The sequence below is a fragment of the Mesorhizobium sp. P2_D5 genome (assembly GCF_056404355.1).
This window is the reverse complement of record NZ_JBFUEE010000001.1, coordinates 321,229-340,503: the sequence shown is the minus strand read 5'-3', so window position 1 is coordinate 340,503 and position 19,275 is coordinate 321,229. Positions and strand designations below refer to the sequence as shown.

Below are 19,275 nucleotides of genomic sequence, written 5' to 3'. Positions count from 1 at the left end.
TTGATCCGTGACACAAAAATCGCGCGAATCCGGGGGTGGCGAAATTCGGTTTTGTCCCTACTGAAAACTACCTAGGCTGACAGTTGAGGGAAGACAATGAACAGCGACCCGCAGACATGGTTGGCCGTGGTTCCGCTATGGTCGCAAAGGTTGGTCGCTACCTTCGCTATCCCAAGATCCTCACGCCCTCTACGATAAAAGGGCGCACGCCCAATACGCGCCAATTGCCATCTGGACGGCAAATGCCGTGAACCGCAGACTCACTGCAATCTGACTGGTGGAAACGAGATGGATAACCGACTGGACGAGGCGTGCTCCCAAAAGCACGAAGGCTAGAGGGTCGGTAAGCGCCGTTCTCGATGTCATTATTGCAACGCCGAGCAAGCCGCCAAAGATTGGAAGGCCTTCAATGCAGTTGGCATGAGCGCGTGCCAACCTCTCCATGAAGGGGCAGAGTCCGCTATTGTCAGGCGCAAACCCATTAGCAGGCACCCGTCGGGAAACCACGAGATATGTGCGGATCACTTCCATCACGATCAGCAAGATCAGTGTCCATGAAATGAACCCGACCAAACTGTAAGCCGTTGCAGACATTGCCTCTCCCCCATGTACCACGGTCCTTTTAGCTGATTTGCTCTAGGTCGGCGAGGGAGATGGGTTTGAGGCCAGTCGCCATAGATTGGCTTTAACTTCCCACCTTCGAGCCGCGATACGTTCAAGATGGAACGGCCAGGAGATCGAGCTCAGGGCGAGGTCACCGTGTCGATGGCGAGTTGGTGACGATTAGCCGATTAGCCGCCTGCCCGTTCTGGAAGGGTTTCCTCATCGTTTATCCGGTGTCCTCGCACGGTTAGAGAAATGCAGCTGTCGATCGTCACAGCCGGCGTCACCTCTCCCGCCTCTACTGCCGGCAGCAAGCCCGAGCGCACCTATCCTCGATGTGGTTATCATGGCGATGTCCTTCCGGACGGCGGCAGAAGTGCTGTACATCCGGTCCTCATCCCGTTCATGAACGTCGCTCTTGCAGCTGTCAGCCAGTTGTCAGGTTGAATTGGCTATGTCGCACCAATGACGGTGAAATGGCCGTCTGACACGACCGATCGAAATCCCAACCGCAGGCGCAACATTCGCGCCCAACCTCCCGAATGGAGCCATCATGTATCGCACAATCGTTCTCGCCGCTCTTGCCGCCACGATTGCAGGACCGGCGCTCGCCGCCGGCGGCAGCTGCAGCACCGCCCCGAAATCGCAGTTCAAGCCCAAGGCAACGCTGGAGGCGCAGTTAACCGGCGAGGGCCTCAACGTCCGCCAGATCAAAGTCGAGAAGGGCTGCTACGAAGTCTACGCGGTCGACAAGGCCGGCAAGAAGGTGAACCTGGCCTACAATGCCGAGACCCTTGAAAAGCTCGACAATGCCGAAGCCGGCGAAAATTGATCCGAACGTTTCGATAGCCACGGAGGCGCGAGCATCTCCAGAGATGGTGCGCGTCTGGGACCGGGTCGTGCGGAGTTTCCACTGGGCGCTGGTGCTCAGCTTCGTCACTGCCTGGCTCACCTCCCATTCCTCGGAGGACATTCACCATTGGGCTGGCTACGCCACTGCCGGGCTGGTCGCGATGCGGCTCTTGTGGGGGGTTCTTGGCACTCACTATGCGCGCTTCTCGCAATTCGTGCGTGATCCAGCAACAGTGCTACGCTACCTCTCGGCGTTGCTGAGCGGTCGCGAGGCCCGCTATATCGGCCATAATCCCGCCGGCGGCGCGATGGTGATCGTGCTGATCGGGGCGATGGGATCGACCGCGCTGACCGGATGGCTGATGACAACGGACGCCTATTTCGGCGTGTCCTGGGTCGAGACCGCGCACAGTCTGAGCGCGCACGGCTTACTTGTGATGGTGCTTTTCCATATAGGCGGCGTCGCGCTGGCAAGCTTTCGCCATCGCGAAAACCTGGTACGGGCCATGATCACGGGGCGAAAACGCAAAGCTGAGCCCGCGGACGTAGCCTGACGACCTTTACCAGGCCGGTGTCAGTTTCGATGAGGTTACAGCAAAAGACGCCCGGGGTCCTTGGACATTAACCACGTTGTTTTGGCGACGCTCCTTAATGGTACGCGGAGGAGCATGCGACAGGCAGGTGCGGTGAACCCATGTATCCGATAATTCTCTCACTCGTGACCTTTGTTGTTGGACGGCGCTGCTAGCGGGCGGCATCTGGCTCGCTCATCTCGGCGGATCGTGGTTCTACCAAGGGGCGCGGCGCTGGTGGTTTCGGCAGCGCTAACCTTCACGCGCCACCCCGCTGGCTTGGCGCTATATGGCGTAGCACTGCTGGTGACGCTGTGCTGGTCGATAAAGGGGAGTTGGCTTCGACTGGTGGGCGCTTTCGGCGCGCGGTAGCCTGCTCATTATGCTCGGCGTGCTGCTGCTGTTACCGCCGATGGTGCGGTCACTTCACAGAATTGACACCGGCTCAGCCCGATACAACGGCACCAGCCGGCTTTTGGCCGCCTCCCTCGTAATCGCGGTGCTTGCCGGCGTCTACACCATGTTCCAGTCGCCGCACGATGTAGCCGGCACCTTTGCCGACGATCGCACGCGACGCGAGACCTTAAAAGCACCGTTCCGGATGGCGAATGGCAGGCTTACGGCCGCACTGCGGCCGGTGACCGTACTACCCAGCTCACTCCGCAAAACATCGGCGATCTGAAAGTCGCGTGGACCTACCATACGGAGGACATTCGCGGCCGAAACGATCCCGGCGAGGCGACCTATGTGCAGAGGCCCCACAAACCACCCCTGCCCGGCCGCCTGCCGACAAGGGGGGCGGGTACCGACCGTCGCGGAAGGGCGGCTTGCCGTCGCCTCATCCCGACAATCGGGACGAAGAACCCGCATAGTGTGTCAAGTGAAATGGGTTCCTAAAGAGCGTCCGTTAGGGCTGACTTGGATCAACGGACAAGTTAGTCAACGGACGCAACCCTTTCGGATAGGAGTCGGCCTGTGGCCAAGACCGTCTTTTATGCGCGCGTCTCAACTGCCGACCAGACGCTTGAGCATCAACGCAGGCAGGCCGAGCTAGCAGGTTTCAAGATTGATCAAGAGATTGCCGACCACGGTGTGTCCGGCATCTCGACCAAGCTGGCGGAGCGACCTCAAGGAAAGCGGCTTTTCGACATCCTCCGCCCTAGTGACACCCTGGTGGTGCGCTGGGTCGACCGGCTGGGCCGCGACTATCGGGACGTGTCGGATAGCATCCGGCTTTTCATGCGTGACGGTGTGGTGATCAAGACGGTCATCAATGCCATGGTGTTCGACGGAGCGACCAAGGACCCCATCCAACAGGCCGTTAGGGACGCGCTGATAGCCTTCATGGCAGCAACGGCGGAAGCACAGGCGGTCGCCACCAAGGAAGCCCAGAAGGCAGGTATAGAGGACGCCAAGTCCGACCCCAGGTCGTACCGTGGCAGGAAGCCGAGCTACGACCGTGAGGCATTCGACACGGTGGTTACAATGCTGGGCACAGGGGCTGGTGCATCAGCCATAGCCAAGGTCACGGGCTTGACGCGGCAGGCGGTCCTCAGAATCAGGGAGGACCGGATTGGAGCGGAGAAGGCCCTGGCCATGTGGGCGCTCTAGGCGTGGTCGGTGGCAAAGTCACTCGGCCCATCCTTACCACGCCAAGAGGCAGAGCTTATGGAGTCGTAGACGAACGGTACTGCCCTGCCGGTTTTTCGGACACGCAGTTAAGCTAGCATAGATTTCTCCTCGAACTCGACGGGGCTTAAATAGCCGCGTTCCGTCTCGATATTCTGATTGCCCGACAAAAATCCCAGCTCGCAAGCTTGCTCACAGTGATCTCCACTGCCTCCGGCGGACAAAGGTTCTGAAATTGCTGCCGGCAATATGCCGGGAGCGATCGTCGCTACGTGATCACTGAACGACCGAAATGGGGCCGACAGCGGAATGGCGGCTTCTGGCGTCCGAAGAACGATAGCGGACGTTCAGCCCAGCGCCAGCATCGTCCTGACCTGACCCAAAGGAGCCCTTCGGCAGCCCGCCTCGGGCCATAAACGACGCCGTGTGAGGAATGGTCCAAGGGACGTGATGAGTTGATCGCTGTCGGCGCCGGCACTGCACGCTCGCATTGGAGGTAGGACTGGAATACGCTCACCGCCCGGAGCTTCGACCTACGGAACAGGCAGGACACAAGCATGGAGCGACGCCTCACCGCAATCCTTGCTGCCGACGTCGTCGGCTACAGCCGCCTCATGGGAGCCGACGAGGTTGGCACGCTTGGGCACCTGAAGAGGCTTCGCGCCGAAGTGATCGAGCCCAAGATCACAGAGTCGCACGGACGCATCGTCGGTTCCGCTGGCGACAGCCTTCTTGTCGAATTCGCCAGCGCAGTCCATGCGGTGCGGTGTGCGGTTGAAGCCCAGGAGGAATTAGCCGCTCACAATGCAAGTTTGCCCGAGGACAAGCGCATGACTTTCCGCATGGGCGTGAATTTGGGCGACGTTATTGCACAGGACGATACGATCTACGGTGATGGCGTGAACATCGCCGCGCGGCTCGAGAAGCTTGCAGAACCTGGCGGCGTCTGCGTCGCGACCAACGTCTACGAGCAGGTCAAAGGCAAACTGGACTATGCCTACGCCGACCTCGGTAGCCATCAGGTCCACAACATCGTGGAGGCGGTGCGCGCCTATCGGGTCAGTCGAGCGAAACCCGCTGCGGCATCCTCCACAAGGGTTGCGCTGAGGCTTCCCGAAAAACCGTCCATCGCGGTCTTGCCATTCGACAACATGAGTGGCGACCCCGAGCAGGGCTACTTCGCTGACGGCATGGTCGAGGAGATCATCACCGCGCTGTCCCGGACGCGCTGGCTGTTCGTCATCGCGCGCAACTCGAGCTTTACCTACAAGGGCCGGGCAGTGGACATTAAGCAGGTCGGACGCGAGCTTGGTGTGCGCTATGTACTTGAAGGGAGCGTGCGCAAAGCGGCGAGCAGGGTTCGCATCACCGGGCAGCTTATCGACGCGACAACGGGAGCACATCTATGGGCCGACCGTTTCGACGGCGGGCTGGAGGAGGTTTTTGACCTGCAGGAGGAAGTGGCCAGGAGCGTCGTCGGAGCGATCGCTCCGAAGCTGGAACAGGCAGAGATCGAGCGAGCCAAGCGCAAGCCGACCGAGCACCTTGACGCCTACGACTACTATCTGCGCGGGATAGCAAGCCTCCACCAGTTGACCAGGGAATCCACCGCAAACGCCCTTCAGTTGTTTTACGAAGCCATCGAACTCGACCCTGAATTCGCCTCGGCATACGGCATGGCCGCGTTCTGTGCCGTCATACGCAAGGCGAACGGCTGGATGGCCGATCGTGAGCAGGAAACCGTCGAAACAGAACGCCTGGCTCTGAAGGCAGTGGATTTGGGCAGGGATGACGCGGTTGCGCTCTCACTCGGCGGGGAAGCGCTCGCGTTTGTCGTTGGCGACTACAATAGCGGGGCAGCGTTTATTGATCGCGCGCTTGCGCTCAATCCGAACCTGGCTACCGCGTGGCTATTCAGCGGCTGGGTCAGAGCGGACCTCGGTGATACGGAAGCCGCCCTCCAGCGCTTGGCTACCGCGATACGCATGAGTCCAGTCGACCCGTTCATGTTCGATATGCTGAATGCGGTTGCAATGGCTCATCTCTTGGCTGGTCGATTTGAGGAGGCATCATCTTGGGCGGAAAGGTCGCTACGGGAAAAGCCGGATTTTTTGGCGTCGTTGCGCTTCGCCGCTGCAAGCTATGCTCTCGCTGGCCGGACCGAGGATGCGCAAAAGGTGGTGAGCCGAATTCTCGCCCTCGATCCTGGCGAACGAATTTCCAATCTCGCCGACGTCGTTTCAATCAGGCGTGCGGCCGATATGGCTCTGTTTTCAGAAGGTCTACGAAAGGCTGGGCTGCCGGAATAGCTCTGCCAGGCTGGCGTATCGATCGCGAGTTGCAACGCACCGAGATCTCAACGGACCGCACCGTGGGGGATGCCTGCGGCAAAGCACCTACTCGATCTCAATCCAAGTCGGCGATCCCTTGGCATAGGCGATAGCTGCTTCGGCTGGAGAATGGCTGATAGTCCGTTTTTGGCGCACCCGCGACCTCCAGTGAGGTCGTCACTAACGTCCGCTTTTAGGCAGTGGCACAGCTAGCTTTAATGACTGAGATGAGGCGCAAAGCAGCCACGGTACCTCTGCCACCACGACGCGTAGGCCGAAGGTCCAACATTTTGAACCGGATATTCTACTCGTCCATCAGGTACGACCAAAAAATCCGACAAGGGAGAGTGTACCCGCTGGCGGATCCCAATCCGGGCCGACTTCATCTGCCAACCGCCTCAGAGACTATGCCCACCCAGTCAACTTCAATTTGCCCAGCCCTCAAGAACGTCGGCTAAGCGGATCATATGGTGATGCCCGAGCTCCTCTCGTAGGTCCTCCGACCAGCGTTACTCAGCAGCTTGATCGAACATGCGTGCGAGTCCTTCAGCAGAGGACCTTCCCCGCTTCATTGATGAGGTTTACAACACCCGCCAATTGCACTCAGCGCTCGGCTATCTCAGCCCGCAACAGTTCGAAGACCAACACGCCCGGAAGATGGTCAAAACTGCCGCTTGATCCTGTCCGCTCCGAGGGGCGCACTCCATTTCGCGTCCAATCGCGACCCCTCTGGGTGCCCAGGTTTGGGCTTATCCGGGTAGTGCATAGGAGGGACCCGCGCCCGGAGCGCAGCGCCCTCGGCGTTGCGCTGAGCGGAGGGCGTGGGAGGTTCCTGTGCACCCACGCGGGTAAGCCCGGGAGGGGCCATTCGGTTAACGTGGGGAATCAAACGGCCGCCAGTTATACTGGCGGCCGTCCCTTTTTTTGGATCGTCGCCCCCAGCCCGATCACCAAGTCACGAAATGACGCCTTGGCCAGACCTTCTAGGTACGAGCAGAGATCGAGATTGGATGGTGCATAGTGACTAACCGTAGCCACCAACCGCGTCTCGGAAGTCTGCGGCTTATTCAACGACGGCGAAAAGCGACCATTCGCCAGGCACCCCCTTTAACGAGTACATGCCTTGGTCAATGAACCCGATCCCCGAGCCGACAACCAGGTCTTTGACCGTATTGGACACCAGGATACTGCCCGGCGACGCATTGCTGCAGATGCGTGACGCAACATGCACCGCGAGCCCACTCAGATCGGTCTCGCGCCGCTCGCATTCACCGGTATGCAGTCCAGCGCGCATGGTGAGGCCGAGACGCGACAGTTCCTGTATGATTGCCCGCGCGCACTGGATAGCCCGGGTAGGCCCGGTGAAAGCCAAAACGAAGCCATCGCCCGTGCGGTTGACTTCCTGGCCACCGAAGTTCTTCAGCTCTCGTCGCACGACACCGTCATGCGCTTGCAGAGTCTCCTTCCATTTGAGGTCTCCGATTGCCGCGAGCTTTTCGGTTGATCCAACAATATCGGTCACGAGCACGGTCAGGAGGACCCGCTCGGAGGGCGGACTATTTCGGGTTCCAGTCAGGAACTCCTGCACTTCACCTGCCAGTCGTTCCTGGTCACCCCACCACGGTAAGTGATCGTCGCCGGGAAGCACGACCAACTTGGCGCCAGGAATATGATCGGCAAGATATTGGGCTTCGGGGACAGAATGCCAGCGGTCTCCGCTGCGATGCAGCACTAGAGTAGGCACCTGAACACTCGGCAAAACACCGCGTATATCGACTTCAAAACTCAGATCGTTGAGCGCTCGAACTGCACCCGGACTTGCGGAATAGCGAAGATAGGCGCCGAACCATGAGCGCGCCGCCTCATCCTTTGCCATGCTCGGCGCAGCCTGGTCGAGCTCAAAAGGCTCACCCCAATTCTCTTCCATGAGCGTGTTCCACGCGTCACGATCCTCTAGCGTTATGCCCCACGGATAGTCAGGCGCCCAGCTTTGCCGAGCATAGCTCCCGCAGAGAATAAGCGCGGCTGTACGTTCGGGATGAGTTGCGGCGAACATTGCCGCCATGTAGCCCCCCTCGGACACGCCAAGGAGGGCTGCCCGTTCCGACCCGGCAGCATCCATGACCGCCCGGATATCATCCACTCGCTCTTCGATCGTCGCGGGCCCGACATCTCGATCGGATAGACCCATGCCCCGACGATCGAACCTGATCAAGCGCGAGAAATTGGCGAGACGCCTGAAGAACCGCGCATAGTCGGGACTTTCCCATGCATACTCCAAATGGGAGACCCAACCTTGCGCATAGACAAGATCGATTGGCCCGTCACCAAGGACCTGATAGGCGATCGATAGATTGCCGCACTTCGCGTACTGGGTGCGTGGAGCCATGGCTGTTCGAATCCCGGAAACGAAGCCAATCTCAACCGTGGACTGGAGATATGCGATCAAGCACCGTTGAGCCTGCTTCGGACGCCACAATCAGGCCACCAATGGTAGCACGTGGCCAAGTTCCTAACCTTAGCAATCTGCATGCGGTGACACGTTCTTGGCCGCCTCGAGGCCGATCCAATGCACGTTCATCAGTTGGGATCGCTACGGCCGCTTTGTCGGCGACTGCAGGCGCGCTGACGGCGCCAGCGTAGCCGCCTGGATGGTCGATCACGGCCAGGCGCTCGACTGGCCCCGCTACAGCCGTGGCGCCTATGCAGGGCAGCAGGCGAAAGCCGCGGCGGCAAAGGTCGGTCTATGGGCCGGAACGTTTCAGGCGCCTTGGGATTGGCGGGCTGAGCACGCTGACGGTGCGAGGCCGATAGCGAAACAACCGCTCGGCATCATCAGCCGCCGGCAGGTAGCGCAAAGCTACTCATGCCAGCCGCGGCGAACCTGCTCGCAAATTAGTTCGTGCGATGAGGCAAACTGGTATCTGGTCAATTGCCCCTGGGGCGGCAAGCTCGACCGCGACAAGGACGGAAGACCGTGTGAAAGTCTGTGCTGAATGCCGCCAGCAAGGCCGATCTGCGGAAGATCCGGGATGATCAGATCGCGACCGTTTATCGCCGATTTTATTGGGATGCCGTCATCGCCCGCCTTCACGTAGCGGCGGAAGTTGGCAAGCGTGACACCCTTCATGGTGGCGCCGCCGGCGGGGCCGTGTTGTCGCTCCAGCCACCTTCTGATTTCAAGACGAGCGCAAGCGCCCGCGCAAAATTGCGGTCCATAACTGTTTTCCTTTTGATGTTGGGATTTGAAGAACCGAGATTTCTCGGCTACAGGGAGTTCTTCTTCTGGGGCGGAATCATGAAATTCTCGCAGATCGCCGCACTGACATCATTGCGATTTTTTGCTGCGGCTTCGATTTTTGTATACCATGCGCAGGTACATATCTTTGGGATAAACCATCCTCAACTTGCGCTCGGCGTTTCGTTTTTCTTCGTTCTGTCCGGGTTCGTGCTGACGTACGCCTACCGTGACCTGCGGTGGGATGAAATCGGCGACTTCTACTTCGCCAGGTTCGCGCGGATTTGGCCGGTTCATGCCGTGACCTTTGTGGCGGCCGCAGTTTTCCTGACGCCCTCTTTTTTCAGCGTATGGAGCGGAATTATAGGCGCTATCAATATCTCGCTGCTTCAAGCATGGGTGCCATACCAAGGCGTCGTTTTCTCGTTCAACGCCGCATCGTGGAGCATATCTGCCGAGATGGCGTTTTATGCGCTGTTTCCCGCACTGTTGCTCACTCGGCGGTTTGGTTCCTGGTACTTCGCGCTTGCGGCAGTCACCGTCTTGATAGTCGGCGCTCTGGCCGCATTGCGACTTCCTGGGCCAACGAGCCCGTGGACCTTCAACCCAATTTCGTTCGCATTCCAGTTTCCATTGTCAAGAGTATTGGAATTCGCAACTGGCGTGTTTGCTGGCAGACTCTATGTCACTGGCCGCGCCGCGAATGTGAAGGGCACAGTCTTCGAAGTGGGAAGCCTCGTAAGTGTTCTGATCTTCGCCGTTTTCAGCCAGTGTCTTATCCCATGGCTCAGCCAGTCGGGAGGGATGTTTTTCTTCGCCGCAGCCATTTTCGTTTTTGCGCGGGAGGCCGGCAAAATTAGCAAAGCTCTTTCATGGCCTCCGCTGGTTCGTCTCGGCGAGATCAGCTTTTCAACCTACATGCTGCATGATCTGATTTTGCGAATAGCCGTCACGCACGGCCTGGTCCAGAGGATCGGGAAACCATGGTCTGTTCTCCTGATCGTGCCGCTGGTCTATGTCTTGTCATATGTGATGTGGGCTGGCGTGGAGGTGAGATTTCGTAAGATATTGATGGGTATGCGAAATTCCCGCGTAGCAACACAGCTGGTGCCCGGCCAGTAGAGAAGGGATGTTTTCTAACAACCCCTTTTCGCAGTGAGGCCGTTCAGAAGGCAAGCACCTAATGGAACTGCGCAAGCCGGCGGATCGTTTCAGCGACACATGAGGGCGCTAGGGCCCCGTTTTCTGCCCTTAACAACCGGACCTATCGCTGTTACGCCGCTGTTTTCAGCGGGCCCGATCTTTGCGATATTTTCAGAAGCGCTCCAAGGGCGAACACTCAAAAAGGATCAAAAGGGCAACCTGTACATCGCGCCATCTTCATTTTCTGGCACAACAAGCGTAACGGGGGTGTTGGGTAAGGGGGCAAAGTTAGTGAAAGCCGCGTGTGCACTTTGTATTGCGCTCATCATTTCCGGGTGTGCAGGGACCAGCGTTGTTCAGACTTCAGGTAATACCGCCATCGTAACGGCCAGAGCTGCGCCTGTCTGTGGTGGCGTGGGCGCCGAGAGGGTCGCCGTCAGAGAAGCCGCCATTGAGACGATCAAGGCAGGGTTCGACAAATACATCATCTACGATGCTGCGGCTCAGAACACTGTCACGACTACGCAGATGCCGGGGACGGCCACGACAATGGGCACTATCAACGGCGGAATGCTAAACGCGACGACCACCTATCAGCCGGGGCCAACAATCTACTCAGGTCACCACTCCCAAGCCTTTGCCATCAAGATGTTCAAGGCGAGCGACCCTCTTGGCGCCAATGCTGTTGATGCGAGGACAACGCTCGGCCCAGAGTGGCCAAAGCTGATTAAGCAGGGGTCTTTGACGACCTGCACGTGACGGGTGCTCTGGTCATAGAGTTCCGCCTACCGGGCCGCCCATACAGCGCATCTGACGCTGCAGCAGCTCAAGCTCATGTCGGCGATCAAGCACTGTCGCACTGCGGCCCTTGGCGGTCACGTGGAGGCCTGCGAGGACTGCGGCCAGTGGCGCATCGCCTACAACTCCTGCCGCAACCGGCACTGTCCGAGGTGCCAGGGTGCCACGGCGCGGACATGGCTTGCCGAGCGCGAGGCCGACCTGCTGCCGGTCGGCTACTTTGCACACCGTGGGCTACCTGAGGCCAGCAGCCGTAAGCGCTCGGTACACTGACCCCCGACCGATGCCGAGGGACGCGGCGATCTCTGATACGGATTTCTGTTGCTGGTACAAGACGACTGCTTCACCGGCCTTTGCTCGCGCCGTAGGCTTCCGCCCTTTGTATTTCTTATCTGCCTTCGCCTTCGCGATGCCTTCCTTCTGTCGCTCTCTCATCAGGCCCCGCTCGAACTCTGCGAAAGCGGCGAACATGTTCAGCATCAGCCGACCGTATGCTCCGGTCGTGTCCAGCGTCTCCTTGCCGAACTGTAAGACCTTCAGACCTACACCACGTCCATGCAGGCCATCGACAATATCACCAAGGGTCCGCGTATTCCGCGCCAAGCGATCGATCTTGGTCACCACCAGCGTATCGCCCTTGCGCAGAAATTTGAGCGTACGATCGAGCTCCTGTCGATCCCCCAGGGCTGAGACTTGCTCCGAAAAGACTTCTTCGCAACCGGCGGCTTTGAGGTCACGTATCTGGGCCTCCAGTCCCGCTACCTGCTCTTCTGTTGAAGTTCGTGCGTAGCCGACCTGCATCCTACTCTCCAATGTCCAATAGCCTCTGAGCTTTTGAGTCAGATACGTCCAAAAGTCAATAAGAACCTTATTGGACGCCGCTAGGGCTTGTTGGAGGTCGTCCGGTAGACCCTGCCCATGTGGACAGCATGTCAATGGATCGTAGGATTGCGCAGGGCGTCCCGCCTACGCCGCCGTACCCATAAAACGAGCGGCCGGCTCAGGATCATCGTAGGATTGCACTGAACGACGGCATTTGAGGCTGTGCAGCCATGACTTCTTTGGGGCCGTTTGCGGACCGGCTGCTTCAGGCGGCAAATCTTCAGGGCCGGACATTACGGTCGCCGTGACCATTGTCGTGACCTGACCCGATGCTGCCGTTCAGTCTCACGATCAGGAAGTCCTAGAATGTGAGAAAAGGCGACATGGGATCGCGACGGAAAACTGAAATATCGGAACGTCGCTTCACTCGAGCCCGATCCACACAAAGCCGTCCTGCTTTCGGCAGGGGTATACGATCAGTTTTGCGCGGTTTTTCGAAATGTCACCGGCGAATTCATAGCCCGGCGCAGTACCATCCTGCTGCAGCTGCGCCCACCCCCTGATTTCGCCGGTGGACAGGTCGAAACAACTCTGATGCCAGCGGCAGACCAGGCCAAGATCTGCGGTGATCGTGCTCTCCGTGTGTGGGAGCTTCAGCTTTTCGGCCTCAGTGGAACTTCGGCGTTCGTAGAGCGGCAGATGAAGATGCGGGCAAGCATTGTTGAAGGCGCAATAGTTGTCGGATCCGCGAACGACGACGATATCGTAATCTTCAAAATCGAGAATCCGACGTTCGTAGGGCCGAAGCTCGTCTTCGGCAAAAGCGCGAACCCACCTCCTGCCGCCGTGACGGATGGTTTCGCGAAGCCCCTTGGAATTCAGTTCGGCGTCAATTTCGGGCTTCAGCCTGACTATTTCAAACAGGCTTGTGCGCTCGGCGGTACCGCGAAGGCGTACCCTGACGAAGTCGCCGATTTCCACCTTGTCGGCGATCTGATCGCGGAGGGCCTCGGATATTAGCAATCGCGTACCGGCATCTTTATTGGCGGCCTCGACCCGGCTGGCCAGATTTACAACGTCGCCGATGGCCGTCAGACGTTCGTGTCCGGCGAAACCCAATGTGCCGATGACGGCTTCGCCATAGTTGAGGCCGATACGAATATCGAAATCGATGCCATACATCGAGGCAAAGAAAGGCTTCAGACGATCGACCGTGGCGAGGGTCTGAAGTGCGGCGTTCACGGCGCGGAGCGGGGCGTCTGGCTGGTCGTCGATACCGAATATTGCCATGAGCCCATCGCCGATCAGTTTGTCAATGAAACCGCCATTCTGCTCGATGACGTCGCCGACTTGGGCGAAGTAACGATTGAGCAGATACATCACGTCGTAGGGGGAAAGCCGCTCCGACAGCGCGGTGAAATCGACAATATCACTGAAGAAGACCGCAACATGCCTTGCTTCGCCGCAACGCGTCGCGGCAGAAGTGCCCAGCTGGCTAGTGATCATCATGTCGGTTTCGTCTAGCACCAGGCGTCGGACGCGAAGCTCGCCTTCCGGCCTGAGCTGACAGGCCAGCCGAACCTCATCGGCCAATCTCAACCGGTTCGCCATCAGGGTTTCGTCCGGATTCCGGTCCGGGCAAGCCTCAATGCCGTCGAGAACCCAAACGCGGCATGTCGAGCATTTCGCCCTGCCGCCGCATGCATGGGCGAACGGCACGCCCGATCTGAGAGCCGCCTCGAGCAAGGTCTCATCCGCGGCCACGTCGAAATCCACTCTGTCGGGTAAAGCGGTTACTTTGGTCATATCACCGAACACAGGTCCGTCGCGTTAACTGGCTTGTCAGTGTAGCACCAAACGGCTCAGGCAATAGAATCGTGCAAAATTCGAGTACCAACGAAGCCGAAATGGTTTCGTTGCGGGGACCGGACCACAAGACCGCTTGCATCGGCAGCGACCGCTTGCCGAGCGGACAACGAGGGTTCATCACGGCGCGGATCGTGGTGGTGACGCTGCAGAGCAGAAACCGGCTTCGTCGAGATGCGACAACCAGGCAGCAACGATGTACGCCAACTATCAGCGCGCGAAGCAGACCATCTCGCTCTAATCGTCGAACTTTCGTCAATGGCGCAACCGCGACCTCCAGCGGGGTCGCCGGCAATGTCTGCTTTTCAGGCGGTGGCAAAGCTGACCTCAACGACCGACATAGGGCGCAAAGCAGCCACAGCACCTACGACGAATAAATTGCCGGCGGGCGCTTGTCCTGCGGCCTCTAACGACTGACGGCGAGCAGCCTGTCCGCCGCCCCAGCAAAAGCGCGCAGTGTCGCCTGCTCCTGTGCTACTGCCTTTTCGTAGAGCCTGTTATATGTCCGCCAATGCATTCCTCGAGGCTTGTCCGCAAGTCGTAGCGGGACGCTTGCGGTTCCTCCAAGGCGTTGCCGCAATTTCCGTGCCTTAGAGAGACATCGAAAGCGAGGATCTTCGCTCTGGGAGCGATAACTGAGATCCAAACACACACGGCAGCGAAAGCCGTTACCGTCGTAAAGAACTGCGCATCTACGATTGCAGGACGGGCAAATGAACCAGCGCCGCTCACCGCCGAAATGTTGTTCCGTGGAATCAAGCGCGATGACCTCGTGCACGTGCCGCCACTCCTGGGCCGGTCCTCGACGATGATAGGTCAACTCCAGGCTGCCTTCCTCCACGAAAATCCCGATCGAACCGGAAGGACGGCCGCCGACATTCCAGGTCAACTCCCCTCGGCGCCCGGGCGCCAGCAACCTGCTCTTGCGCAAGTCCGAGATGCGAAGATACAGCAGGTCCTCGCACTTCTTGCGAGCTCCGTTTCGCCACCGATTCCCTGATCCTGCGCCGCCCATTGATACCTCCGATTTTCCCGAAATAGTGTGCGTATCTGAGCAACTCTTACAACGCAGGGGCATAAGGAACTCTGACAACGAGACCCCTAGGATATCGATGGCGCAGCTCGTTCCAGAACGAATCCCGCGTCTGCGCTCAGGCTATCTGGTCTGCAGTGCCTTCTTCAGGTAGCCAGCCGACCGAGGTAGCGATCGAAGAGCCCTTCATTCCAGCAGAAGGATTGCAGAAGGGATTGCAGACCTCATTTCAATTTGAATCCAAGCTATTGCGGGCCGGAAGCGGACTCGGCAGGAATGCGTTCGAGCCTTTCTAGGAAGGTGATAGGCTTTGACATCCTTTTGGTCCCAATGCATCCGGTCGCGCGATCCGCTACTGGAACAGCACCGGGCCACGGGGTATCGCGCCCTCCCTCTGCTCTGGATGCACCATTCAGTCGGTACAGCTTTGTGCACTGTACATACATATTTGTGCATCCAGCGGCCCAATGGCCGCGAAATAGCCGGATAATCCCTCGCTCGCTTCGGTCATGCCGCGGCCCGCCCTGCCGGTTGTTTCTATGCCAGGTCATGCCCGCCTCCGAAGCGGCACGACATGCGGCGGATTGTTCGGCTGCGCCATATGGCGCTCGCGCCACATCCGCTTGGCGATGCCGGGGATCGCCGATATCACCTTCGCGGTCGGCCGGGCTGCTGCCCATGCGAGCAGGTCGAGTTGCGTCGTATCGTTCTTGCGCTTTTTCATGCCGCGCTCCGTTGGCCTTGCACGATTGCGGGGGTCAGCCTTCCGGTCTCGAGCAACTTGCGCATTCGCGTCATCGCGAGCGGTCCAAGCTGGCAGTCCGCGAACAGTGTCAAGAAGGCCGCCGCCAGTTCCTGCTCGCTGGACGGCGCCGGGAACGGAATGTGCAGGTCATCGCCTTTGGCTGATGCATATCCATTGGGAGGGACAGTGCTAACCATGAGAGGTTCTTCAGGTTCTTCCTCCTTCATAGCCATATCCTGAGGGGTATATGGGGGGATATTGCCAGCAATGGCTGCGGGGACGTCACACTCGCTAGGTGCGTGTGACATCGGTCCATCTGTCTCTGCAATTTCTGCGGGGACAGAACGAGCCAGGCTGCGCCTGTCAGCCTGTCGAAGAGCCATCTGCTCCTTGAGGTGTTCGACCGTATAAGAGACATGATCGAGGATCTCGTCGGCCCTCGGATTCTCTACGCGAAAAACTTGCGAGGAACGCGTCTTCGTCTCCGTGTCGATCAGATAACCTCGTCCTAGTAGCCTGCCGCGACAGGTTGATATCTGGCGTTCGGAAAGGCCAGTCCGTGCCCTCGCGGCTGAGATGGTCAGGTATGTCGTTCGCGTCGGCCACGTCAGGAAGGCGAGATAGGCAACCATCAACGACAGGTCGCTCGGCTGCATCTTCGGATCGGCCGCGACCGTCTCGATCAGACTTAGCTTGAAGCTCGCCTTGGACGCGTTTGCTGCCTTGTCGTCGTTCATGCTGCGCGCGCCTGGGTCAGTATCAATGCTCATGTGTGTGGTTCCTCGCCGCAATTCTGGCGCAGCGCCCCTGAAAAAACTCTGCCAAGGCGGTTACAGGACTGCGGGACGCTCATGGCTTAGCTGCCCGACCGCCTGCAAAGCGCTCGATCGCGCGATTTAGGCTGCCTTCCAAGGAGACCAGTGGCGACCTGTGGCGTCAGCTCGTAATGGAGTTTCAACACCTCCAGGACGGCCATCTGTGAGCTTTCGACGATCACCACTCATCTGGGCATAGGTCGCGCCGTCTTTGATCGCCGCGCCGACTATTTCATAAACGAACCGGCGCGCTAGGAGGTCGCGGGTCGACGCCGCGTCGCTCATTTTTCCCGAGCCCACTCTTTTCGGCCATCAATAGCGCCATGGCGACGCCCAAAAGCCTCGAGCTTATCGACCTCGAAGGCGATGCCCTTGCCGGGGCGCATGGTGCCGTCGCCGGCTTTGTAAAATTCGCGGTCGTTGCACAGATGGTAGTCACTGAACGTGTCGAGCGAGATGCGAATCTCCAGTTTCCCATTCTTCGGTACGACGGCGACGAGATCGGATTGAGATGCGGTGTAAGTGCCCATCAGGCCACCGCCTTTTCTGCCGGCCTTTCCGACGTGGACCCGACCGGCTTAGAAAGCCGAGACGCGGCCCAGGCGTCCAGCGCCTGCGGCGTGTAGAGCGGAATGCGCCCCGCGTACTGCATTTTCGGACCGCCGCCGATCGTGGCGAGCTTGTTCAGTGTTGCGAGCGCGACGGGGATGCCGTGCTTCTCTAGCATGTAGGCCGGAACCTCTGATCGGCGGAGGCGCGGGCGATCACTAGCAGTCATTGAGGCCATCTCCAAAATCATACTATCACGCGTGCGATTAGTGGTATATTGGAGACAGGGGTGGTTAAGTCAAGCGAATTGTATCGCACGCGTGATAGCATGGTGTGGGGATAGACGAAGTGGCCAAAAAAACGTTGGTGAGGGACCAAGATCAATTCCTCGTCCGCCTTCCAGAAGGCATGCGCGACCGAATCAAGGCCAAGGCCGATCGCGCCGGAATGTCGATGAACGAAGCAGTGGTCTGGTGCCTGGAGCAATACTTCCCCGCTCCCATAACGCTGGAGCAAAAGATCGACGACCTTGTCCAGATGGTGGCGATTCTAAAGGGTGACGACGACAAGGCCGCAGGCATCGATCGTCTTGTTGACGAGATTCACGACGCCATCGCCGAGATTGAGGATAAGAAAATCCCAGCGCCGACAGATTTCAGAAGGGCGGTGTCAGAACGGTGGGAACGGTGGCAAGAAGAGGAAGCCGAAAACCAGTCCGATCTGCATGAGAACCGCTTTGACGATAGCAACTGGCCGGAGCCAAGCTATCGAGGGCCGATTGAAGGGCCCACCCCTGACGACGATTCGATTTCAAACGATCTGCCGAAAAAGGACTAAGCCCGTCGCGGCATCTCGATCAGGTCCGTGGTCTTCCCAGTCATCTGCCGGTAGACGTCGCCGCAAATTTTATTGGCCGCCGCCACCAGAACAGTATCGAGCCTGTGCACGTACTTGCTGGTCACGGTCCCGCCGGCGTGCCCGAGCATGGCCGCGATGGTGCTATCGGCAAATCCAAGATCCCCGCCGACGGATGCATAGGAGTGGCGCATGGTGTGCGGCGTGACACCGACCAGCTCGGCCCTCTCCATAAACCTAACCCACGCACCCGCCAGGCCGTTGTAGTGGCCTGTCTTGCGCAAGGCAGGGAGGACGTAGGGATTGCCGGAAACGCGGATGGCCCTGCGCAGCACGTCGAATGCTTCGCGGCCAACGGGGCGCACGGAAGGCCCGCTCTTGCTGTCCTTCAGCCGGAAGCAACCGGCGGCCTCGTCTACCTCATCCCATCTGAGCGTCGATATTTCACCCAGCCGGCAGCCTGTGAGCGCGAGCAGCCAGGCGCCAGCCTTTGCCTGAGGCGTGTCGAGATCTGCCGCCTCGCCGGTGAGAGCATCGCCGATGGCGCGGTATTCATCGGCAGTCAGGCGCCGGTCGCGAACGTTGTCAGCGGGCAGGGGAACCCCCTGGACTGGATTCGTTGCGATGATGCCTTCGCCGACGGCATAGGTAAGGATACCGCCGAGAAAGCCTGTCGTGCGCGCGGCGGTGCCGGCACCACCAGTGACTAGGACGCGGTTCCCATTCTTGCCGGACCGATCGCGCCGGGCTGTTTTGCCAATCGTGACGTCCCGAACGAACTTCACGATGTCGGCGCGGGTGACGTCGATCACAAGTTTCGTGCCGAGCAGTGGCTTGATGTGGCGCTCGATTCTGCCCCTATCGATTTCAATCGTCGATGCCTTCTTGGGGCGTCGGCTCCGGCCGAGGATCGCGCCCTTGTCCGCCGCCTTCAGGTACTGGTCGCAGAGCTGGGCAACGGTTAGAGATTTCCGACGGGTCTTGCGCTCGAGCAGCGGATCGCCCTTCTGAAGCACTACGCCCCCCATCGTCTCGATCGCCAGCTTGCGCGCCTGTTCCGCGGTGATGGCTCCATGTCGACCGATCGTCATTCGCCGCCGCACACCGTCGCCGGATCGGTAGTCGACGAAGTAGGTCCGGCTGCCAGTTGGATGGATGTAGGCACCGAAGCCCTTAAGTTCCGAACACCAGATGGTGTATTGCTTATCCCGGAGTTCGGCACCGTCGACGACAGCCTTGGTGAGTTTTGGCATTGGAGAGCCATCCTTGAAAGGGTCGGCTCACCATATGCTCACCGCGAGCGTGGAAACAAGAGCAAACCGCCGCCCTATTTGGAAAGCTTGCGAAACACCAGATGCATTGCATCACATGACTTTGGCCTGTTCAAGAAAACATCCGCCATCATAGGCACATGCCATCCGGCGG

Annotated in this window: 20 protein-coding genes and 1 pseudogene; 12 read left to right on the top strand and 9 right to left on the bottom strand. The window is 59.1% G+C overall.

What is annotated here, in order from left to right; genetic code table 11:
• Nucleotides 1-189: 189 nt before the first annotated feature.
• Nucleotides 190-594: an MAPEG family protein gene (locus tag AC1DYW_RS01665; RefSeq protein WP_477224894.1), complete on the bottom strand. Its 405-nt coding sequence runs from the start codon at nt 592-594 to the stop codon at nt 190-192.
• A gap of 264 nt (nt 595-858) precedes the next feature.
• Between AC1DYW_RS01665 and AC1DYW_RS01660 the strand changes: the two genes are divergently transcribed.
• The 7 genes from AC1DYW_RS01660 to AC1DYW_RS01630 all read left to right on the top strand — a co-directional run bounded on the left by AC1DYW_RS01660 (nt 859) and on the right by AC1DYW_RS01630 (nt 5,965).
• Complete coding sequence (locus AC1DYW_RS01660) at nt 859-1,050, top strand: hypothetical protein (RefSeq protein WP_477224893.1); 192 nt, start codon at nt 859-861, stop codon at nt 1,048-1,050.
• Between the two features lie 106 nt (nt 1,051-1,156).
• Nucleotides 1,157-1,435, top strand: coding sequence for a PepSY domain-containing protein (locus tag AC1DYW_RS01655; protein ID WP_477224892.1), 279 nt, complete (start codon nt 1,157-1,159; stop codon nt 1,433-1,435).
• A 43-nt stretch (nt 1,436-1,478) separates the two neighbouring features.
• Nucleotides 1,479-2,009, top strand: a complete 531-nt coding sequence (locus tag AC1DYW_RS01650; protein ID WP_184874377.1) for a cytochrome b/b6 domain-containing protein — start codon at nt 1,479-1,481, stop codon at nt 2,007-2,009.
• Nucleotides 2,010-2,409: 400 nt separating this feature from the next.
• Nucleotides 2,410-2,709, top strand: a complete 300-nt coding sequence (locus AC1DYW_RS01645) for a hypothetical protein (protein WP_184873615.1) — start codon at nt 2,410-2,412, stop codon at nt 2,707-2,709.
• Nucleotides 2,697-2,924: a hypothetical protein gene (locus AC1DYW_RS01640; RefSeq protein WP_477225552.1), complete on the top strand. Its 228-nt coding sequence runs from the start codon at nt 2,697-2,699 to the stop codon at nt 2,922-2,924. Before AC1DYW_RS01645 ends, AC1DYW_RS01640 begins: the two co-directional genes overlap by 13 nt.
• Before the next feature lie 78 nt (nt 2,925-3,002).
• Nucleotides 3,003-3,638 (top strand): recombinase family protein, encoded by a 636-nt coding sequence (locus tag AC1DYW_RS01635; protein ID WP_184873614.1) that lies wholly within the window; start codon nt 3,003-3,005, stop codon nt 3,636-3,638.
• Between the two features lie 575 nt (nt 3,639-4,213).
• Nucleotides 4,214-5,965 (top strand): adenylate/guanylate cyclase domain-containing protein, encoded by a 1,752-nt coding sequence (locus tag AC1DYW_RS01630; RefSeq protein WP_477224891.1) that lies wholly within the window; start codon nt 4,214-4,216, stop codon nt 5,963-5,965.
• A gap of 1,084 nt (nt 5,966-7,049) precedes the next feature.
• Here the strand turns inward: AC1DYW_RS01630 and AC1DYW_RS01625 are convergent.
• Nucleotides 7,050-8,375 carry an adenylate/guanylate cyclase domain-containing protein gene (locus AC1DYW_RS01625; protein ID WP_477224890.1) on the bottom strand — a complete coding sequence of 442 codons (1,326 nt, stop codon included), beginning with the start codon at nt 8,373-8,375 and terminating at the stop codon, nt 7,050-7,052.
• A gap of 262 nt (nt 8,376-8,637) precedes the next feature.
• On the opposite strand from AC1DYW_RS01625, the gene AC1DYW_RS01620 reads away from it, so the two are divergent.
• The 4 genes and pseudogenes from AC1DYW_RS01620 to AC1DYW_RS01605 all read left to right on the top strand — a co-directional run.
• Nucleotides 8,638-8,982 carry an excalibur calcium-binding domain-containing protein gene (locus tag AC1DYW_RS01620; RefSeq protein WP_477224889.1) on the top strand — a complete coding sequence of 115 codons (345 nt, stop codon included), beginning with the start codon at nt 8,638-8,640 and terminating at the stop codon, nt 8,980-8,982.
• Nucleotides 8,976-10,346 (top strand): acyltransferase family protein, encoded by a 1,371-nt coding sequence (locus AC1DYW_RS01615; RefSeq protein ID WP_477224888.1) that lies wholly within the window; start codon nt 8,976-8,978, stop codon nt 10,344-10,346. The genes AC1DYW_RS01620 and AC1DYW_RS01615 overlap by 7 nt, the downstream gene beginning before the upstream one ends.
• A gap of 99 nt (nt 10,347-10,445) precedes the next feature.
• A complete protein-coding gene (locus tag AC1DYW_RS01610) occupies nt 10,446-11,126 on the top strand; it encodes a hypothetical protein (RefSeq protein WP_477224887.1) in 681 nt (226 codons plus the stop codon).
• Between the two features lie 36 nt (nt 11,127-11,162).
• Nucleotides 11,163-11,387, top strand: a pseudogene (locus AC1DYW_RS01605) (transposase zinc-binding domain-containing protein); the annotation flags it as partial.
• 12 nt (nt 11,388-11,399) lie between these two features.
• Here the strand turns inward: AC1DYW_RS01605 and AC1DYW_RS01600 are convergent.
• The 6 genes from AC1DYW_RS01600 to AC1DYW_RS01575 all read right to left on the bottom strand — a co-directional run bounded on the left by AC1DYW_RS01600 (nt 11,400) and on the right by AC1DYW_RS01575 (nt 17,173).
• Nucleotides 11,400-11,966, bottom strand: coding sequence for a recombinase family protein (locus AC1DYW_RS01600; RefSeq protein WP_477224886.1), 567 nt, complete (start codon nt 11,964-11,966; stop codon nt 11,400-11,402).
• Nucleotides 11,967-12,410: 444 nt separating this feature from the next.
• Nucleotides 12,411-13,793 (bottom strand): adenylate/guanylate cyclase domain-containing protein, encoded by a 1,383-nt coding sequence (locus AC1DYW_RS01595; RefSeq protein WP_184874267.1) that lies wholly within the window; start codon nt 13,791-13,793, stop codon nt 12,411-12,413.
• Nucleotides 13,794-15,433: 1,640 nt separating this feature from the next.
• The gene (locus AC1DYW_RS01590; protein ID WP_477224885.1) at nt 15,434-15,610 is read right to left on the bottom strand and encodes a hypothetical protein; all 177 of its coding nucleotides are present in this window, start codon (nt 15,608-15,610) and stop codon (nt 15,434-15,436) included.
• Nucleotides 15,607-16,401 carry a hypothetical protein gene (locus tag AC1DYW_RS01585; RefSeq protein ID WP_477224884.1) on the bottom strand — a complete coding sequence of 265 codons (795 nt, stop codon included), beginning with the start codon at nt 16,399-16,401 and terminating at the stop codon, nt 15,607-15,609. Before AC1DYW_RS01585 ends, AC1DYW_RS01590 begins: the two co-directional genes overlap by 4 nt.
• 326 nt (nt 16,402-16,727) lie before the next feature.
• A complete protein-coding gene (locus AC1DYW_RS01580) occupies nt 16,728-16,976 on the bottom strand; it encodes a PC4/YdbC family ssDNA-binding protein (RefSeq protein ID WP_477224883.1) in 249 nt (82 codons plus the stop codon).
• Nucleotides 16,976-17,173: a hypothetical protein gene (locus tag AC1DYW_RS01575; protein WP_477224882.1), complete on the bottom strand. Its 198-nt coding sequence runs from the start codon at nt 17,171-17,173 to the stop codon at nt 16,976-16,978. Before AC1DYW_RS01575 ends, AC1DYW_RS01580 begins: the two co-directional genes overlap by 1 nt.
• 170 nt (nt 17,174-17,343) lie before the next feature.
• Here AC1DYW_RS01575 and AC1DYW_RS01570 point away from each other — a divergent pair, with 170 nt between their 5' ends.
• Nucleotides 17,344-17,832 (top strand): Arc family DNA-binding protein, encoded by a 489-nt coding sequence (locus AC1DYW_RS01570; RefSeq protein WP_477224881.1) that lies wholly within the window; start codon nt 17,344-17,346, stop codon nt 17,830-17,832.
• On the opposite strand, the gene AC1DYW_RS01565 is transcribed toward AC1DYW_RS01570, so the two are convergent.
• The gene (locus AC1DYW_RS01565; protein ID WP_477224880.1) at nt 17,829-19,103 is read right to left on the bottom strand and encodes a tyrosine-type recombinase/integrase; all 1,275 of its coding nucleotides are present in this window, start codon (nt 19,101-19,103) and stop codon (nt 17,829-17,831) included. The genes AC1DYW_RS01570 and AC1DYW_RS01565 overlap by 4 nt on opposite strands.
• Between the last annotated feature and the right edge of the window lie 172 nt (nt 19,104-19,275).

Coding starts and splice junctions, on each gene's coding strand:
- AC1DYW_RS01665 (WP_477224894.1), bottom strand. CDS start 594: ATGTCTGCAACGGCTTACAGTTTGGTCGGGTTCATTTCATGGACACTG.
- AC1DYW_RS01660 (WP_477224893.1), top strand. CDS start 859: ATGCAGCTGTCGATCGTCACAGCCGGCGTCACCTCTCCCGCCTCTACT.
- AC1DYW_RS01655 (WP_477224892.1), top strand. CDS start 1,157: ATGTATCGCACAATCGTTCTCGCCGCTCTTGCCGCCACGATTGCAGGA.
- AC1DYW_RS01650 (WP_184874377.1), top strand. CDS start 1,479: ATGGTGCGCGTCTGGGACCGGGTCGTGCGGAGTTTCCACTGGGCGCTG.
- AC1DYW_RS01645 (WP_184873615.1), top strand. CDS start 2,410: ATGCTCGGCGTGCTGCTGCTGTTACCGCCGATGGTGCGGTCACTTCAC.
- AC1DYW_RS01630 (WP_477224891.1), top strand. CDS start 4,214: ATGGAGCGACGCCTCACCGCAATCCTTGCTGCCGACGTCGTCGGCTAC.
- AC1DYW_RS01625 (WP_477224890.1), bottom strand. CDS start 8,375: ATGGCTCCACGCACCCAGTACGCGAAGTGCGGCAATCTATCGATCGCC.
- AC1DYW_RS01620 (WP_477224889.1), top strand. CDS start 8,638: ATGGTCGATCACGGCCAGGCGCTCGACTGGCCCCGCTACAGCCGTGGC.
- AC1DYW_RS01610 (WP_477224887.1), top strand. CDS start 10,446: ATGAGGGCGCTAGGGCCCCGTTTTCTGCCCTTAACAACCGGACCTATC.
- AC1DYW_RS01600 (WP_477224886.1), bottom strand. CDS start 11,966: ATGCAGGTCGGCTACGCACGAACTTCAACAGAAGAGCAGGTAGCGGGA.
- AC1DYW_RS01595 (WP_184874267.1), bottom strand. CDS start 13,793: ATGACCAAAGTAACCGCTTTACCCGACAGAGTGGATTTCGACGTGGCC.
- AC1DYW_RS01590 (WP_477224885.1), bottom strand. CDS start 15,610: ATGAAAAAGCGCAAGAACGATACGACGCAACTCGACCTGCTCGCATGG.
- AC1DYW_RS01585 (WP_477224884.1), bottom strand. CDS start 16,401: ATGAGCATTGATACTGACCCAGGCGCGCGCAGCATGAACGACGACAAG.
- AC1DYW_RS01580 (WP_477224883.1), bottom strand. CDS start 16,976: ATGGGCACTTACACCGCATCTCAATCCGATCTCGTCGCCGTCGTACCG.
- AC1DYW_RS01575 (WP_477224882.1), bottom strand. CDS start 17,173: ATGCTAGAGAAGCACGGCATCCCCGTCGCGCTCGCAACACTGAACAAG.
- AC1DYW_RS01565 (WP_477224880.1), bottom strand. CDS start 19,103: ATGCCAAAACTCACCAAGGCTGTCGTCGACGGTGCCGAACTCCGGGAT.